The organism is Paenibacillus sp. NPDC093718 (assembly GCF_050279985.1).
In the GTDB taxonomy this organism is placed as follows: Bacteria; Bacillota; Bacilli; order Paenibacillales; family Paenibacillaceae; genus Paenibacillus_AQ.
The window spans coordinates 108,519-124,835 of record NZ_JBNNUS010000006.1 but is presented as its reverse complement, the minus strand read 5'-3'; the positions used below and the strand labels follow the sequence as shown (position 1 = coordinate 124,835).

Here is a 16,317-nt window from a genome sequence, read left to right as displayed (position 1 = left end):
AAACAATAGACCCAGAGCAGCTACATTACCCTGTATGCTCGTAATCTGCTTAACATTACATTTCAATTCGCTGATTATTATGCATCTATTGGAACCATTCCATTCCTTCGTGAGAACGCCCTTAAAAATTTCGATATTTTTTAGAATACAAAAAAACACTGCCCTTGTAGATAAGAGCAGTGTTTTATTACAATTTATGACTTTAGGCGATGTGGATGCCGATGGTTTTGCCGCCAAGCTCAACCCGCTCCATGTCTTCGCTTTGCCCGAATTGCAAATCGTTCACAAGGACATTCTCGCGCAGCACATCTTCAAATGCGGTGATCGCAACTTTAAGCTCTTCATCCGTATCGAGGGTCAGGTTTACCCGCTTCTCGATCGGCAGGTCCAGCTTCTTCCGCGTATCCTGTACGGCACGCACCACTTCGCGAACCCAGCCTTCTTGCTCGAGCTCCGGCGTGATATCCGTATTAAGCGCAACGGTTAAACCATAACCTGAAGCGGATGCGAAGCCTTCCTTCGCCTTCTTCTCCACCAGCAGCTCTTCGGACGTGATCTGTAATTCTTCACCTTCCGGCGATGTCACGTTCACGCCGCCCGTTTGGACCACCTTGCGGGTCTCGTCACTGCTCATGCCTTTCAGGAATCCTTGCAGGAAGCCGATATTTTTACCGTATTTCTTGCCTGCAACCTTCAGGTTCATTTTCAGCGTGAAATCAACGAAACCACTGTCGCTGGTCTCCACCTCAATCACTTTGACGTTGATCTCATCCTTGATGATATCTTCATACCCGGAGAGATCAAACTCACGATCCATGGACACAATGAGCTCGGACAACGGCTGACGCGTTTTGATCCCGGTTTCGTTGCGGACGTTACGCGCAAGCTCCACGATCTGTCTGGCCGTCTCCATGTCCTGCTCAAGCGCCTTGTCGATCAATGCCTCGTCGGCTTGCGGGAAGTCGGCCAGATGCACGCTCTCACCGCCGCCCAAGTTGACGAAGATATCTTCGGACAACATCGGCGTGAATGGTGCCATCAGTTTGGAGAGGGTCAGCAGCACATGTGTAAGTGTGCCGTAAGCGGCCAGCTTATCTTCTCCGAGTCCGCTGCCCCAGAAACGGTCGCGCGAACGGCGGATATACCAGTTGCTCAGCTCATCCACGTAAGCTTCGATTGCTTTGGCCGCGTTAAGGAAATCATTGACGGCCAATCCCTTGTCAACTACTTGAATCAAGCTGTTCAGTCGGGACAGAATCCAGCGGTCCAGCTTGTGGTCCGATCCCTTGAAGTCATGCTCCTTCGGATCATAGCCGTCGATGCCGGCATACAATGTCAGGAACGCATGGGTGTTCACCAGCGTGTCCACAACCTTGGATTTGGCTTCGCCGACGATTCCTTTCGAGAAGCGTTTGCTGTTCCATGGCGCACTGTCAGCGAGCAGCGCCCAACGGAACGCATCCGTGCCGTACTCCTCGATGATTTCCCAAGGATCGATGACGTTGCCCTTGGATTTGGACATTTTCTGTCCGTTTTCATCAAGAATATGACCTGTGGCCATAACCGCTTTATAAGGCGCTTTACCCGTGAAGAGAGTCGATACGGCAAGCAAGCTGTAGAACCATCCGCGCGTCTGGTCGATCCCTTCGCAGATCATATCGGCAGGATACTGCTGTTCGAATTTCTCCTTGTCCTCGAATGGATAATGGTATTGCGCATACGGCATCGATCCGCTGTCAAACCATACGTCGATGACTTCCGAGGTCCGTTCCATCACGCCGCCTTCACAGTGAGGGCATTTCACTTTCACTTCATCCACATAAGGCTTATGCAGCTCCAGATCCTCCGCAACCTCACCTACTGCGTTGGCGCGAAGCTCCGCAATGCTGTGCGGCGAGAATTGCCCTTCACAAGAATCGCAGACCCATACGTTAAGCGGTGTTCCCCAATAACGGTTCCGGCTGATATTCCAATCGACCAGATCTTCAAGGAACTTGCCGAAGCGGCCTTCGCGCACATGGCCCGGATACCAGGTTACCTCATTGTTGTTCGCGATCAGCTGATCCTTAACCGCTGTTGTTTCGATAAACCAGCTCTCCATCGCATAATAGAGCAGCGGAGATTTACAGCGCCAGCAGAATGGATAGCTGTGCTCGTATTTCTCCTTGCTGTACAGAAGTCCTTTTTCAGACAATGCCTTCACGATGTCCAGATCGCAATCCTTCACGAACCGTCCGGCAAAATCCGTCACTTCATCGGTATAACGGCCTTGACCGTTCACGACACTCACGAAGCTGATGCCATTCTCGCGGCATACGCGATAGTCGTCTTCACCGTGCGCAGGAGCCATATGCACAATCCCCGTACCGCTTGCATCGGTAACAAAGGATGCGCCGACAACGATGTTCGATTTTTCCGCTTTTACAAACGGGAACGGAGGGTCGTAAGTCTTTCCGACCAGCTCGGCACCTTTCAGCGTCGATAGAACGGTAAAGTCGCCTTTCATGACATCCTCTACCAGATTTTTAGCTACGATATAGATGCCGTCCTCCTGCTCGACGCGTGCGTAATCCATATCCGGATTAACGGCCAGCGCCACGTGGGATGGAAGCGTCCAAGGCGTAGTCGTCCATGCCAGCACATACTCACCGCTGTCATGCAGCTTAAACTTCGCTGTTGCACTCAGGTCCTTAACATCCTCATAACCCTGTGCCACCTCGTGGGAGCTGAGCGTGGTCTGACAGCAAGGACAGTATGGACTCACGCGATGACCGCGGTAGAGAAGGCCTTTATCATGAATCGTCGCCAAAATGTTCCATACACTCTCGATGTAGTTGTTCTCGAGCGTGATGTACGGATGATCCAGATCGGTCCAATAAGCAATCGCCTCGGTCAACTCGCGCCACTTGTGCTCATATTCAAATACGCTGGCTTTGCATTTTTTGATAAAAGCTTCAACGCCATAATTCTCGATCTCCTGCTTGCCGGAGATGCCAAGCTGCTTCTCTACACCAAGCTCAACCGGAAGCCCGTGCGTATCCCAGCCCGCTTTCCGAACGACATGGTAGCCCTTCATCGTCTGATAACGACCCACAAAATCCTTAATGACACGGCCAAGCACGTGACCGATGTGTGGCGCACCGTTAGCGGTCGGCGGACCTTCGTAGAATACATAATTCGGCTTGCCGGCCCGCAGCTCGATTGATTTCTTGAACGTATTCTCCTCGTTCCATTTGTTCAAGATGCGCAGTTCTCTTGCCCGCGCCTTCTCCTTGACGTCTACTCTGTTCATACAGATCTTCCTTTCACCCTTTTTCGAGGTTGTTCAAAAAGTCCGATTTTGATAAGAAAACCTAATCGATGCCACTTCAAGGATGAGCGACCGCGATGATAGGTAGGTTTTCTTGCGATATAGAATTTCATCAGCCTCCGCTGATAACTAATAAATTCTATATCTAACACGAAGTGAATCAAGAAGCAACTCGGCATCGAATCTTGAATTCAGCCGGGCCTTCCGGTGCTCACGTACAAACTACGTACGCTCCGCTCCTCACTCCCTAGCTTCATCCAACTGAAGCGTTTGAAAAAACGCACATCGGAAGCATAAGCTTCGGTGCTGAAAACCGACCTTTTTGAACTCACCCTTTTTCGTAAATGTTCTGTGAAAATAAAAAAAGGCCTCATCCCCCAAGGGACGAGAACCTGTTCTCGCGATACCACCCTAATTTCGCACGGCCGACTTCAAATATGGAAGTCTGCCCAAGCGACACCTCAATGTCCATGCCTGTTCGTAATAGGCAAGGTCCGATATAACGTTCGGCTGACGGTTCAGCTTACGCACGCGGTTAAACGCTTCAGCTTCACTTCTCCGGGATGATCTTCTGCTTGGACTGAACGCCGGGCTTTCAGCAACTGCCGGCTCTCTGAGGGACAGATCCTTCGCGTACTATTCCCATCAACGAATGGTTGTATGAATCAACAATATGTTATTAGTTATAGACTTTTTCGCGGAAAAAGTCAACCGGATACCCGCCTAGTATACTTCTTTTGGTTCAAGACTCGGTTCCCGGTTCTCGAGTGTCTCCCAGCCTTCTTGTTTCAACAGCTCCAGCTGCGCCTCAACCAGGGAACGGAAGCGAGTGCGGTAGATGGAAGCCTGCTTCTTCAGCTCTTCAACCTCAAGCGCGATTTTGCGGGATTTACCGAGCGCATCATTAATGATCCGGTCCGCATTCTTCTCGGATTCCTTTATGATCAGCTGAGCTTCCTTCTTCGCGTTGTTCTTCAGCTCATCCGCCGCCTCCTGAGCGACAATGATGGTCTTAGACAAGGTTTCCTCAATATTCGAAAAATGATCCAGTCTTTCTTGCATCGCAATCAGCTGGTTGCCCAACTCTTTGTTCTCCCGGATCACACTTTCATAATCCTTGATAATCTGATCCAAAAACTCGTTGACCTCGTCCTCATCATAACCCCGAATTCGACGAGCAAATTCCTTGTTATGTATATCAAGCGGCGTCAATGGCATGGTGTGCACCTCCTAAATATATGGGCCTTACAGGACGGTTCATCCGCTGTGATAGCCAAACCACCCGTCCGTGAAGACAATAGCGGTCATTTACGATTTATCGGTAAATCCATTGTTATTTTGAATGACACTTTGTACTCATTCGACAAAAAAACGGCAATTCCTTCAAAGGTCAGGCATATTTCCCAACCTTGATACGGTACCGCCCTTTTTTCGTCAGGCTTCCTGTCTCCAAAACTTTAAACCGTCCAAAGCCTTGGATGGAAACGACATCGCCTTCTTTTAAATTCGTTGAGGGGTCCTCTTCCACTTTCCAATTCACGCGGCATCGGCCAGCCTTGATCGGCACCACGATTTTCGTACGGCTGATTCGATATGCATCGCTGGCGATTCCGTCCAGTCTCATGGAAGATACCGTAATATCCATCGTTTCAAAATTCGTGCGGGCAACCTCAAGCTTGTCCAGCGGCAGCAGTTCCGTCATCACATGCACCCGGTGGACCTGGCTGAGATTCAGATGGAGAAACGCGCTGATGTCGTCTGCAACGACCGCATGGCAGCCGTCCGCGAGTACATGGATGTCACCAATCTTCGATCTCTTAATGCCAAGACCCAAAATCGAACCCATGTAGTCGCCATGCTCCAGCTCCAGAAACTTCTGATCTCCGGAAGAAATGCTGAGCACCTTCATTTTGAAATCCTCGCCTTCAAGCGCTCGGTAATCCGGAGCGATCAACGCCCGGACACGTTCTGCATCAGCATGTCCACCATCAAACATGGCATGCACATCCGGATGACGATTCACGAGCGATTCCAGAATGAATCGCTGGCGAGGATCCAGAAAATCCGTCAGTTTCGCTTCATGATATTGTCCGGCATTGACAACCCACTCCCAAGCCCGGTCCACAAACTCTCGTTCATCCTTGTGAAAATGATCGTAGATGTCCAGTTTCATCGCTCATTCACCCCAGAAGATAGCCGAGAATCGCGTATACGCCTTGCTCCGCTAACTGGAGCACAAACAATGCTACAATTGGTGAAATGTCGATCATGCCCATAATCGGTGGGATAAACCGGCGAAATGGTGCTAGATACGGCTCTACCAGCTTGCCAAGCAGCTCCCCGACAAAGCTTTCCCTCACATTCGGAAGCCATGACATCAAAACATAAACTAAAATCATGTAGAAGTAAATACGGAATAGCGTGGTAACAACGCTAATAATTTCGTAGGTCAAAGCCTAAATCACCTCATTCTGTTATATTCATGCTCGTCTGCTAGAATCTCCGAGATCGAACCTTGGATCTCCACGGTGTCCGGCGTGCATAGAAAGATGTTCCCGCCCACCTTCGAGATTCCGCCGCTAAGCGCATAAACGGTACCGCTAAGAAAATCGATAATGCGCAGCGCCTGATCATTCCTCACACGCTGCAGGTTGACCACAACCGTTCGGAATGACCGCAGATGATCTGCAATCTCCTGTGCTTCATCATATGAACGAGGCTCCACTAATACAACCTTCACGTTCTTCTGTGAATGAATGCTAACGATATTGCCGCTCTTTTGGTTCTTTCGATGATCAAACGGCGTTGCCTCCACCGGCTCTTCCTGCGAGGCCAGGACCTCGCGTTCCACAACCTCTTCTTCCTCTTGCAGTCCCAAGAAATTCATAAACCGGTTCATCACGCCCATCGTCAATCCTCCTCTTTCCCTACTAAAATCGAGCCGAGACGCACCCAGGTCGCCCCTTCCTCTATGGCTACTTCAAAGTCATTGGACATGCCCATGGACAATTCGCTCAATGGCTCCGCCGTAAGCGCCTGCTTGTTCAGCTCATCTCTTAGTTGTCTTAAACCACGAAATACAGGACGCGTCTGCTCCGCCGACGATTCGTATGGAGCCATGGTCATGAGTCCGGTCACCTTTACGTGTGAAAGACTGTTGATTTCCTTCAAAAACTCGGCTGCTTGCTCGGGAGGCAAACCGTACTTGGATTCCTCGCCCGAGATGTTGACCTGCATCAAGGCGGATACCTGCAGATTCAGCGCAGCAGCCCTCTTCTCCAGCTCATGGGCCAGAGACAAGCGGTCGAGCGAATGAATATATTGAAATTTATCAATGACATCCCGGACCTTATTGGTCTGAAGATGGCCGATGAAATGCCATGTGCCGCGGTTGCCGAGTGCATTCCACTTCGCCTGGGCATCCTGCCAGCGGTTCTCGCCGATATGCAAAAGTCCGTGATCCAGTACCGAAGCTGTCATATCCAAGGAGACATATTTCGTGACCGCAATCATATTCACGTCACTCCGGTCCCTGCCGCTTCTTGCGCAAGCCTCCGTTATTCGCTGTTCCACTTGATCGATACGTTCCTTCAAACTCAAGGGACGACTCACCTCTTTCTCATCCCGATCCAGCTCGCCATCCGACCCGTAGTTCCTCCATCTTTGCGATAAGAGAAGAACAGATCATGATTGCAGCTTGTACACCATGATGTACATTCGATATGTTCCGCCAATATTCCTGCTTTAATCATAATGTGTCTGTTTATTTCTTTCAAGTTCAGCATGTATTTCCCGTGTCCCTTGTCGATATAAAAAGCTGAATTTGTAACTTTCTCGGATGTGAATCCCTCGATTCCGATATCGCGGACACGATCCATGACCCGATCATCCACCTCGTAACAGCACTCGCTTATGGATGGACCAATCGCAGCGTGAATGTGCTGAGGCAAACTTCCGTATTCCACAACCATCCTGTTGACCATTTTCTCGGCGATGCTTCCCACGGTCCCCTTCCAGCCAGCGTGTGCCAAACCGACAGCACCCGTAACCGGATCCCAAAAATAAAGCGGCACGCAGTCCGCGTAGAAGGACGTCAATAAAACGCCGGGAACATTGGTTACAAGTCCATCCGTATTTTGAAAAGCCGAGGCTCGATCCAAACTCCCTCTGCCCCTGTCCTTATCATGAACCACGCCAATCTGAACATCATGGACCTGTTCACCGCAAGTCCAATCTTCCAGAGAAAAACCCAATGCCGCAGCGGTTCGTTTCCGGTTCTCTACAATGTCACCCGGCTCGTCTCCGACATGAAAGGCTAAATTCAAACTATCATAGGGGGCTCGGCTTACGCCGCCTTGCCGGCCTGTGAAACCGGCCGTGAGTGCGGCGCTTCCAGATCCCCCACTCCATTTTTCGAGCACAAACAGACTCGGTGTCTGCTGATCTTGCCTAACAAACGGTTCCATGCGCATCCCACCTCTATGACCAGTGTAACAGAAAACCCACGCCGGAGACACATTAACCGGTTCCGTCTGTTCAGAAGGATCGCCGGTCCGGCCGGTCCAGGTATTCCACCGATTCCTGCTCATCGGGCGTTCTTCGCAATTCCTCCATTTTGACAAGGACGACATCCGAGCCAATCTTGACGATATTTCGCCACGGAATGATCAGGTCGCTCCCGCCGCCGAACAGCCCCATAAATTTACCGTAACTTGGCACCACAATCGCTTCGATCCGGCCCTGCCGCAAGTCCAGCTCCAGATCGCTGATCTGTCCGAGCCGCTTGCCATCAATGATATTGATAACATCCTTCGTTTGAAAATCGGAAATTTTCATCTTTTTCCCCACCATTTGATTATCAGGTATCATGAGCATCACACCTTAGATGTATTTGAAGGTTAGCCGTCCATCCATCTTCAATCCATATCCCTCTGTTCAATATATGAGCCGCTTAGGTAAAATAGCTTATCTAAAATTAAAAAAACGATCCCATAAACGGGATCGTTATCTGTTCGATTGATTGCTGGTCTTCTTACGTTTTGACGTGCTTCTGCATCTGCTTGATCGCTGACTTCTCCAGGCGGGACACTTGAGCTTGGGAGATGCCGATTTCATCCGCAACTTCCATCTGGGTCTTGCCTTCATAAAACCGCATGGATAAAATCATTTTCTCGCGTTGTCCGAGCTTGTGCATCGCTTCCCGGAGTGCAATTTCCTCAATCCAGGACACATCTTTGTTCTTATCATCACTGATTTGATCCATCACATATATCGGATCGCCACCGTCATGATAAATCGGCTCAAACAGCGAAACGGGATCTTGAATAGCATCTAGTGCAAAAACAACGTCTTCCTTGGGCACGTTCAGCGCTTCGGAAATTTCATAAATCGTCGGTTCACGCGAGTTCGCATTTGTCAGCTGATCCCTGACCTGAAGTGCTTTGTAAGCAATATCACGCAGTGATCGGGAGACGCGAATCGGGTTATTGTCCCTTAAGTATCGACGTATTTCTCCGATAATCATCGGTACGGCATAAGTGGAAAATTTAACATTTTGCGATAAATCAAAATTGTCGATGGCTTTCATCAATCCGATGCAGCCCACCTGAAACAGATCATCAACAAACTCTCCCCGATTGTTAAACCTTTGGATGACGCTGAGCACCAGTCTCAGGTTGCCGTTCACCAGTTTTTCTCGAGCCGATCGTTCATTGTTCTGCTGCAGATTATGAAACAGTTCCCTCATTTCCACATTCGTCAGAACAGGCAGTTTTGACGTATCCACACCACAAATTTCAACTTTGTTTCGCGTCATGATGACTAACCTCCCAAGGAGAAACATTACTGTACATTATCTCCGAGGGGGGCTATTTTATTCCTTACGATTTCCAGTTACACCATCTTGTTGAATTCTTTGCGGAGCCTCTTTATAATTCTCTTCTCCAATCGGGAAATGTAGGATTGCGAGATTCCAAGCAGATCTGCCACGTCTTTTTGCGTCTTTTCCTCACCGTCCTGAAGACCAAAACGAAGCTCCATAATCATGCGTTCCCGGTCGCTTAATTTATCCAGCGCTTTTTGCAGCAGCTTCCGGTCGACCTGCTCCTCGATATTACGGTAGATGGTGTCATTCTCAGTACCCAACACGTCGGACAAGAGCAATTCATTGCCGTCCCAATCGATATTCAGCGGTTCGTCAAAAGAAACCTCGCTGCGCGTTTTGTTATTCCGGCGCAAATACATCAAAATTTCGTTCTCAATACAGCGCGAGGCGTATGTAGCCAGCTTGATTTTTTTCTCCGGGTCAAACGTATTCACCGCCTTAATCAAACCGATCGCACCAATGGAAACCAAATCCTCGATGTTAATGCCGGTGTTCTCGAATTTGCGGGCAATGTAAACGACCAAACGCAGGTTACGTTCGATAAGCATGGCACGGGTGGCTGCATCCCCGGTAGGCAGCTTCTTGAGCAAGAACTCCTCTTCCTCTTTCGTAAGCGGCGGCGGGAGCGCCTCGCTTCCTCCGATATAGTAGATTTCCTGACTCTTCAGGCCTAGCAAAAAAAGTACGCGATAATACTGCAGCTGCAATGCTAATCTCCATTTAACGGGCATCTCTTATCCTCCTAAACGTTTTCCCGTAGGGATAACTGGCTTCATAAACGTAATTTCAATTCTTCTAGTCCGGCATGTACTGGAAATGTCATAAAGGTTTTCAAAGACTTATCCATGAGTCCGCCGTATGGATGGCAAACTCGAACACTATGAAAATGGCATCATGGTTCTCATCCTGCGTTCTTGGCTGCACCTGATTCCGGACCGGTTCCCCCATTGAGCGATGAAGCGTCCACCTCGGATTTGCAGCTTCCATCGGACACCGGCTTGTTTGAATTGGCATTCATCTTCGGCGTACCTTCTCCTTCCGTTAATGCCGGATGGATAATGGCCCTGTATGCCCTGTCACCCGAGAGCGTCCCGCCATCAAGACCAATTAACACCTTGGATGCCGAATATTCAAATCCTCCCAGTTCGATCCGTACCATGTCGGGCTTTAACGCAAGCATGAAAGCAGCCCCCCGGTTGACACCGCGATAGGGAACAAGCCGCAGACGGTCTTGCCATTCAAATTCCTCTGCCGCCAGCCCCATGATTAATTTGTCCGGTTCCCCCTCCATCAACTGTTTGCTCCATCCCTGGGGCAGGTGGGCTTCCCACAGTGCTGCTTCCATCACCATAACCGGCGTGCGGGTTAAGGGATCACTCAATTGGTTACCTGTATCGAGCAGCCCCACACAGGATATTTTGGCGCTGCCGATCCATACCGACACCTCTCCCAATAAGGCCTCCCGGTTCTCGGTTTTACGTTTCGTGGTCTGAACGGCTTTAAATGCGAATACAACTACAAAAAAGGTAATGCACGCAAACCAGAATCCCACCTTCAATTCAAACGATAGCCCTCCCGATGTCGTATACCATATCCCGCTAAACAGTTCCCCCGAATTTTGGACCAAGTAATGAACACCGATAATGCCTCCGGCCGCCGCAAAATTCACCATATAAAATGCTCCCAAATTTCGCAGATAACTCTGTAAGCTTGCAAAGCCGAAAGCAATCCATAACATGATCAACGAAAGTCCAAATTTGATGAGAAAAGTAAACAAAAATGAGAGTTGCGGGACAAACATCATGACGACATACAGTGCGCCTACCACAGAGGATAATACAAGTCTCCACCACCTTGGCTTGACCCTGCGCATCCAGGCGGTCAAAGCCAGCAACATGCCGTCAATGACGAGGTTTGCCAAAAATATGAGATCAATATAAACAACCAGGTTGTTCACCTGCCTAGTCGAAGAATCACTTCGGTTATCCTTCTGTTTTTTTCTGGGCAACGGGAGATGTTACTAGTATAAGAAGAATAGAATTCAAAGTCTGTCTAAACCTGTGGGCGGATTACAGACTTTTTTTGTCGATGAAGGGCAGTTTTTAAAAGACCCGAACCAAAAGCAGACTCTTGGCTTAATCAGCGATCTCTATCTTGGAAGGAAAGCTCGGGGAATATCCTTTAATTCCACAGTAATTACTCATTGGGCTCTTATTCGTGAAAGTGTGACAGCATCAGGTGTTGGTTTTGTAAATGAGATAAAAGGAAGATGACGAAGTTTCGATACAAAAATAAGCCTGTCTTCATCATGATGACGAAGCACAGGCTTACCGTTATTAATCATTATTGCGGGAACGATTGCGGAGGAAAGTAGGAATATCAAGCTGATCATTGCTGTTCTGATTGCCAAACGGCTTCAGATTCACATTACTCTTGTCCGTTGCCGACTGCTGTTGTTGCTGCTGTTCCCCTTGAGGCACAGGACGACGTCCAGGAGGGATTGGAGCAGGCTTGCCTTCAAAGCCTGTAGCGATAACCGTTACTTTGATTTCATCCTTCATGTTTTCCTCAATAATCGCACCGAAGATCATGTTCACTTCCGGATCGGAAGCTGAAGTTACGATCTCGGCCGCTTCATTCACTTCATACAAGGAAAGATTGGTTCCTCCCGTAATGTTCATGATCACACCGCGCGCACCTTCGATAGAGGTTTCAAGCAGCGGGCTCATGATGGCCTTGCGGGCAGCCTCGGAGGCACGGTTCTCACCAGTAGCCAGTCCAATACCCATCAGGGCTGAGCCGCGTTCTGTCATGATCGTTTTCACGTCGGCAAAGTCAAGGTTGATCAGACCCGGTACAGCAATCAGATCAGAGATGCCTTGGACTGCCTGGCGAAGTACATTATCCGCTTCACGGAAGGCTTCAAGCATCGGTGTCTTCTTGTCGACAATTTCGAGAAGTCGATCATTCGGGATGACAATCAGCGTATCAACCTTCTCTTTCAGTGCTTCAATGCCTAGCTCTGCCTGAGAAGAGCGCTTGCGTCCTTCAAAGGTAAATGGTCGAGTTACCACGCCTACGGTCAGTGCGCCGCATTCCTTGGCGATTTCAGCAATGACAGGAGCAGCACCCGTTCCGGTTCCACCACCCATACCGGCTGTAACGAATACCATATCAGCACCCTTCAGGGTGTTCATGATCAAATCCCGGGATTCTTCCGCAGCCTTCTTGCCTACGTCCGGATTGGCGCCGGCACCAAGACCGCGAGTGAGCTTGTCCCCGATTTGCAGTTTATGTTCGGATTTTGCAAGATGGAGTGCCTGAGCATCCGTATTAACCGTAATGAATTCAACACCCTGCACACCATTTTCAATCATTCGGTTAACAGCGTTGCTTCCGCCGCCACCTACTCCGATTACTTTTATTTGAGCTAAGCTCTCCATTTCAAAATCAAATTCCAACATCTAATCCATCTCCCCCTCAATGTGCGTGGATGGCACGTCCACAGTCGAATGAATCCGCTATATAAACTCGCTGAACATCTTTTTCAGGCGTTCAATAAATCCCGGCTTCTGGCTGGTCTCCTGAGTTGCTGCGACAGGACTTTGCTGCTTAGCGCGGTTCACCGGTTTCTTGCTATTTCCGCTGCTGTTGTTGCTTCCTCCTGTATTGCGTACACGTACGTTCCGGATTGCATTATGGAGGATGCCGACTCCGCTGCAGTATCCCGGATCACGAACACCGATGAAATCGGGAACCGCAATCCGTACGGAAGTCGCCAGCTCATTTTGTGCCACCTGCAGCACACCAGGCATGGACATAGTGCCCCCAGTAAGTATATAACCACCAGGAAGCTCGCTGTAACCCAAGCGTTTAATTTCTTGGCGCACCAATTGGAAAATTTCCTGAACGCGAGGTTCTATGATAGCTGCCAGATCTTCCTGAGTGAACTCCTTGTCCACATTGCTTCCAATTCTTGTTACCTTAAACGTTACTTCTTGTGCGGCACTCTCGATCAGCGCGCACCCGTACTTCAGTTTAACCTTCTCTGCTTGATCCGTCAGCGTTCGCAGGCCATATGCAATGTCATTCGTAACGAAATCTCCACCAACCGGAAGCGTCGAAGTAGCGGCAATGCTGCCTCCCTCGAACACAGCCAACGTGGTTGAGCCCGCCCCGACGTCAACTAGCACCGAACCCATCGTTTTCTCATCCTTGGACAAGGCCAGCTGTCCGGCACCAAGCGGAATCAGCACCAGATCCTTCACTTTCAGACCTGATTTCTCCACACAACGTAACAGGTTATGTATTGCCGTTTTGGCGCCAGTAATAATCGTCGCTTCGACTTCTAGTCTTACGCCGATCATTCCTCGCGGATCTGAGATTCCTTCCAAACCGTCAACTACAAACTGTTTAGCAACCACATCGATAATTTCACGATCCGGAGGAAGCGCCACGACTTCCGCTGCTTTCAGCACGCGGTCGATGTCCTCTTCACCAATTTCGCGATCCTCGTTCGATACTGCCACAACTCCATGGCTGGATTGAAGTCCGATATGATTTCCAGAAATGCCGACATATACTTCGGATATTTGAATACCGACCATACGCTCCGCATGATCAACAGCGCTGCGAATGGATTGTACGGTCTGGTCGATATCTACAATTGCACCTTTGCGAATTCCCTCCGAGTCGGCAGATCCAACTCCAATAATATTAAAGGTTCCATTATTAACTTCCCCAATAATAGCACGAACTTTGGATGTACCGATGTCCAAACTAACAATGATGTCATTGTTGCTCAAGCCCTGGCACCTCCTGTTTTTAGCAAATTAATTTTGATTATAAAGAATACATTTCTACTTATTCAACACTCGCAGGTCTTTCCCTCTTTTTTCAACATTTTTTTTACTGCCAACATTTGCTATAACAGGCCGTAAAAGTCATTCAAAAAAGAAGAGCCGAAACAAGTTGTCAATACTTTCAATTGTATCATTTATTCCAATCCCTGAGTAGGGGGTTATTGCCCTTCTTCCGCGTCTTCTCCAACTTCTTCTACAAACGGCACGTAAGAGTCTGCCTCCAGCATCGTAATCACACCCGGCCGCTCCATTTCGGTAACCTGATTCAGATATTCTACTTTGTCACGGAGCAAGGAGACCGAAGTGATAACTTCGAATTTGGAACGTGTATACATCTTGATCCGATCCGGAAAAGATAGCGTCGGTGACGGCATGATTTCCGAGATATCGGAGGTCAGGCTGCCCGAAATCTCCGCAAGCACTTCGCTAAGCACAGCCTTGTTGGGGTCGCCCGGATCCCAATTGGTCAAAATAGGCTTCTCAACGGCAATACCGCTCGCTGTAACCGGAACCGAGGTGCCGCTGGCCAGTATGGCTTGAAGTTCCCCGCTGTCGGACAGCTCGTAGGCCACCGTAGGATGTTCCGTCACCACGATGCTGATTTCGCCCGGAAAGTTTTTGACCACTTCAGCCGACTTAATCGTTCCGAGCTTCATCAGGCGTTCCTGCACATCTTTCGGCTCAACGCCAAAGTACTGGTCTCCGATGTGGAGTCCGCTTTGCTTGATAAGCTGCTCATTGGTATTAAACGTATTGCCTGTAAAATGAATCTCGGTAACTTGGCTGACTGACGACCGGAAAAACAGAATCGTCAGCAGGGCTACGAACAGCAGCAAAAGTATCCATATGATTTTTTTGGCTGTTTTCGGTTTAGGCTTGTCCTGCTTCAGGACAGGCATATGTGTCTTGGACATATCCACTCTCTCCATAAAGACCTGTTATCCCCTCCTTGTTCGGAGGGGAAGCCCAGGACCTCAATTGGCTAAATCAAGCGGTTTTGGCACCGGAGATTGACGATAGATCCGAGCGCCTAAACCTTGGAACATGTTTTCAATACGATCATAACCGCGATCAATATGGTGAACTTGCTCCACCACGGTCGTTCCCTGCGCGGCCAAACCGGCAATGACAAGCGCCGCTCCAGCCCGAAGATCGGTTGCCTCCACCGTAGCTCCATAAATTCTCTGAACACCGCGTATAAACGCGTAGTTCAGATCCGTGGAAATGTCCGCTCCCATACGAGAGAGTTCCTCCACGTGCTTGAACCGTCCTTCGAATACCGTCTCTTTCATCACGCTAAATCCGTCCGCCAAGGACAGCAGGACCATAACCTGGGATTGCAAATCAGTCGGGAACGAAGGATACGGTGAAGTCACGATACGTTCCACCGCTTTAGGACGGCTCATACAGCTTATGTTTATTATATCATTGCATATACTGGTTTGAACACCGGCGCGCTTTAGCACATGTATAAGGGAAGTTAAATGAGATGGATTGGTCTTTGTAAGCGTTACACTACCGCGGGTGACGGCTGCTGCGATCATGACGGTGCCGGCTACGATCCGGTCGGGTATAATCTCGTACTCGCAAGGCTCCAGACGCTCCACGCCATGGATCGTAATGGTATCCGTTCCTGCGCCGATAATGTTCGCTCCCATCTTGTTCAGGAAATGCTGAAGGTCCTGAATTTCAGGCTCTCTGGCGGCATTGGTGAGCACCGTTGTGCCAAGCGCTGTTGCTGCTGCCATCATGATATTCTCCGTTGCCCCTACGCTGGCAAAATCCAGATGAATATCCGTTCCGACCAGCCGGCTTGCCCTGCAATGGATCTTATCGTTACACTCCTCGATTTCCGCTCCAAGCGCCTGCAATCCCTGAAGATGGAGGTCGATCTTGCGTTCTCCGATCGCGCAGCCCCCGGGCTGATAGATCGTCACTTCACCAAAACGGGCCAGCAGAGGTCCCATCAAAAAGATGGAGGATCGCATCTGCTTCATTAAATCTTCCGGGACATGAAACGAATTGGCAGACGAGGTATCCACGGTTACCGTCTCCAGCTCATGCTTGCATTTGGAGCCAAGACGGCTGAGAATGCTGAGCATCACTTCAATATCCAGCAGGTGCGGGACATTGCTTAATCTTACAGTCCCTTCTGCCAGAAGACTAGCTGCTAGAATAGGTAAAGCTGCATTTTTTGCTCCATGGATACGAATGGTTCCAGATAGGGGCCTTCCACCCTCAATCACCAATTTGTCCAATGT

General features: G+C 49.4%; 15 protein-coding genes. All 15 read right to left on the bottom strand.

Features of this window, described 5'->3' with window-relative positions; genetic code table 11:
• Window positions 1–202: 202 nt before the first annotated feature.
• Window positions 203–3,292, bottom strand: a complete 3,090-nt coding sequence (gene ileS / locus ACQKPA_RS18890; RefSeq protein WP_427494079.1) for an isoleucine--tRNA ligase — start codon at window positions 3,290–3,292, stop codon at window positions 203–205.
• Between the two features lie 741 nt (window positions 3,293–4,033).
• Window positions 4,034–4,528 (bottom strand): DivIVA domain-containing protein, encoded by a 495-nt coding sequence (locus ACQKPA_RS18885; protein WP_071222998.1) that lies wholly within the window; start codon window positions 4,526–4,528, stop codon window positions 4,034–4,036.
• A gap of 172 nt (window positions 4,529–4,700) precedes the next feature.
• Window positions 4,701–5,483 carry an RNA-binding protein gene (locus ACQKPA_RS18880; RefSeq protein ID WP_427494078.1) on the bottom strand — a complete coding sequence of 261 codons (783 nt, stop codon included), beginning with the start codon at window positions 5,481–5,483 and terminating at the stop codon, window positions 4,701–4,703.
• A gap of 7 nt (window positions 5,484–5,490) precedes the next feature.
• On the bottom strand, window positions 5,491–5,763 hold the full coding sequence (locus ACQKPA_RS18875) for a YggT family protein (RefSeq protein ID WP_427494077.1): 273 nt from the start codon (window positions 5,761–5,763) through the stop codon (window positions 5,491–5,493).
• An 8-nt stretch (window positions 5,764–5,771) separates the two neighbouring features.
• Entirely contained in the window at window positions 5,772–6,218 is a 447-nt protein-coding gene (locus ACQKPA_RS18870) for a cell division protein SepF (protein ID WP_009589651.1), read from the bottom strand.
• Between the two features lie 2 nt (window positions 6,219–6,220).
• Entirely contained in the window at window positions 6,221–6,910 is a 690-nt protein-coding gene (locus ACQKPA_RS18865; RefSeq protein ID WP_427494076.1) for a YggS family pyridoxal phosphate-dependent enzyme, read from the bottom strand.
• Window positions 6,911–6,918: 8 nt separating this feature from the next.
• Window positions 6,919–7,776: a peptidoglycan editing factor PgeF gene (gene pgeF / locus ACQKPA_RS18860; RefSeq protein ID WP_427494075.1), complete on the bottom strand. Its 858-nt coding sequence runs from the start codon at window positions 7,774–7,776 to the stop codon at window positions 6,919–6,921.
• Between the two features lie 70 nt (window positions 7,777–7,846).
• Window positions 7,847–8,179: a YlmC/YmxH family sporulation protein gene (locus tag ACQKPA_RS18855; RefSeq protein ID WP_427494074.1), complete on the bottom strand. Its 333-nt coding sequence runs from the start codon at window positions 8,177–8,179 to the stop codon at window positions 7,847–7,849.
• 163 nt (window positions 8,180–8,342) lie between these two features.
• The gene (sigG, locus tag ACQKPA_RS18850) at window positions 8,343–9,125 is read right to left on the bottom strand and encodes an RNA polymerase sporulation sigma factor SigG (protein WP_427494073.1); all 783 of its coding nucleotides are present in this window, start codon (window positions 9,123–9,125) and stop codon (window positions 8,343–8,345) included.
• Window positions 9,126–9,202: 77 nt separating this feature from the next.
• Window positions 9,203–9,925 carry an RNA polymerase sporulation sigma factor SigE gene (gene sigE / locus ACQKPA_RS18845; protein ID WP_071222992.1) on the bottom strand — a complete coding sequence of 241 codons (723 nt, stop codon included), beginning with the start codon at window positions 9,923–9,925 and terminating at the stop codon, window positions 9,203–9,205.
• A gap of 170 nt (window positions 9,926–10,095) precedes the next feature.
• Entirely contained in the window at window positions 10,096–11,142 is a 1,047-nt protein-coding gene (gene spoIIGA / locus ACQKPA_RS18840; protein WP_427494356.1) for a sigma-E processing peptidase SpoIIGA, read from the bottom strand.
• A gap of 388 nt (window positions 11,143–11,530) precedes the next feature.
• Window positions 11,531–12,658: a cell division protein FtsZ gene (gene ftsZ, locus ACQKPA_RS18835; RefSeq protein WP_427494072.1), complete on the bottom strand. Its 1,128-nt coding sequence runs from the start codon at window positions 12,656–12,658 to the stop codon at window positions 11,531–11,533.
• A 57-nt stretch (window positions 12,659–12,715) separates the two neighbouring features.
• Window positions 12,716–13,999 (bottom strand): cell division protein FtsA, encoded by a 1,284-nt coding sequence (gene ftsA, locus ACQKPA_RS18830; RefSeq protein ID WP_427494071.1) that lies wholly within the window; start codon window positions 13,997–13,999, stop codon window positions 12,716–12,718.
• A gap of 215 nt (window positions 14,000–14,214) precedes the next feature.
• Entirely contained in the window at window positions 14,215–14,970 is a 756-nt protein-coding gene (locus ACQKPA_RS18825) for a cell division protein FtsQ/DivIB (protein WP_427494070.1), read from the bottom strand.
• A gap of 60 nt (window positions 14,971–15,030) precedes the next feature.
• On the bottom strand, window positions 15,031–16,314 hold the full coding sequence (gene murA, locus ACQKPA_RS18820; RefSeq protein WP_427494069.1) for a UDP-N-acetylglucosamine 1-carboxyvinyltransferase: 1,284 nt from the start codon (window positions 16,312–16,314) through the stop codon (window positions 15,031–15,033).
• Between the last annotated feature and the right edge of the window lie 3 nt (window positions 16,315–16,317).

Excerpts from the sequence above, each read along its gene's own strand:
- ileS (WP_427494079.1), bottom strand. The coding sequence starts at position 3,292 with ATGAACAGAGTAGACGTCAAGGAGAAGGCGCGGGCAAGAGAACTGCGC.
- ACQKPA_RS18885 (WP_071222998.1), bottom strand. The coding sequence starts at position 4,528 with ATGCCATTGACGCCGCTTGATATACATAACAAGGAATTTGCTCGTCGA.
- ACQKPA_RS18880 (WP_427494078.1), bottom strand. The coding sequence starts at position 5,483 with ATGAAACTGGACATCTACGATCATTTTCACAAGGATGAACGAGAGTTT.
- ACQKPA_RS18870 (WP_009589651.1), bottom strand. The coding sequence starts at position 6,218 with ATGGGCGTGATGAACCGGTTTATGAATTTCTTGGGACTGCAAGAGGAA.
- pgeF (WP_427494075.1), bottom strand. The coding sequence starts at position 7,776 with ATGGAACCGTTTGTTAGGCAAGATCAGCAGACACCGAGTCTGTTTGTG.
- ACQKPA_RS18855 (WP_427494074.1), bottom strand. The coding sequence starts at position 8,179 with ATGATACCTGATAATCAAATGGTGGGGAAAAAGATGAAAATTTCCGAT.
- sigG (WP_427494073.1), bottom strand. The coding sequence starts at position 9,125 with ATGACGCGAAACAAAGTTGAAATTTGTGGTGTGGATACGTCAAAACTG.
- sigE (WP_071222992.1), bottom strand. The coding sequence starts at position 9,925 with ATGCCCGTTAAATGGAGATTAGCATTGCAGCTGCAGTATTATCGCGTA.
- ftsZ (WP_427494072.1), bottom strand. The coding sequence starts at position 12,658 with ATGTTGGAATTTGATTTTGAAATGGAGAGCTTAGCTCAAATAAAAGTA.
- ACQKPA_RS18825 (WP_427494070.1), bottom strand. The coding sequence starts at position 14,970 with ATGTCCAAGACACATATGCCTGTCCTGAAGCAGGACAAGCCTAAACCG.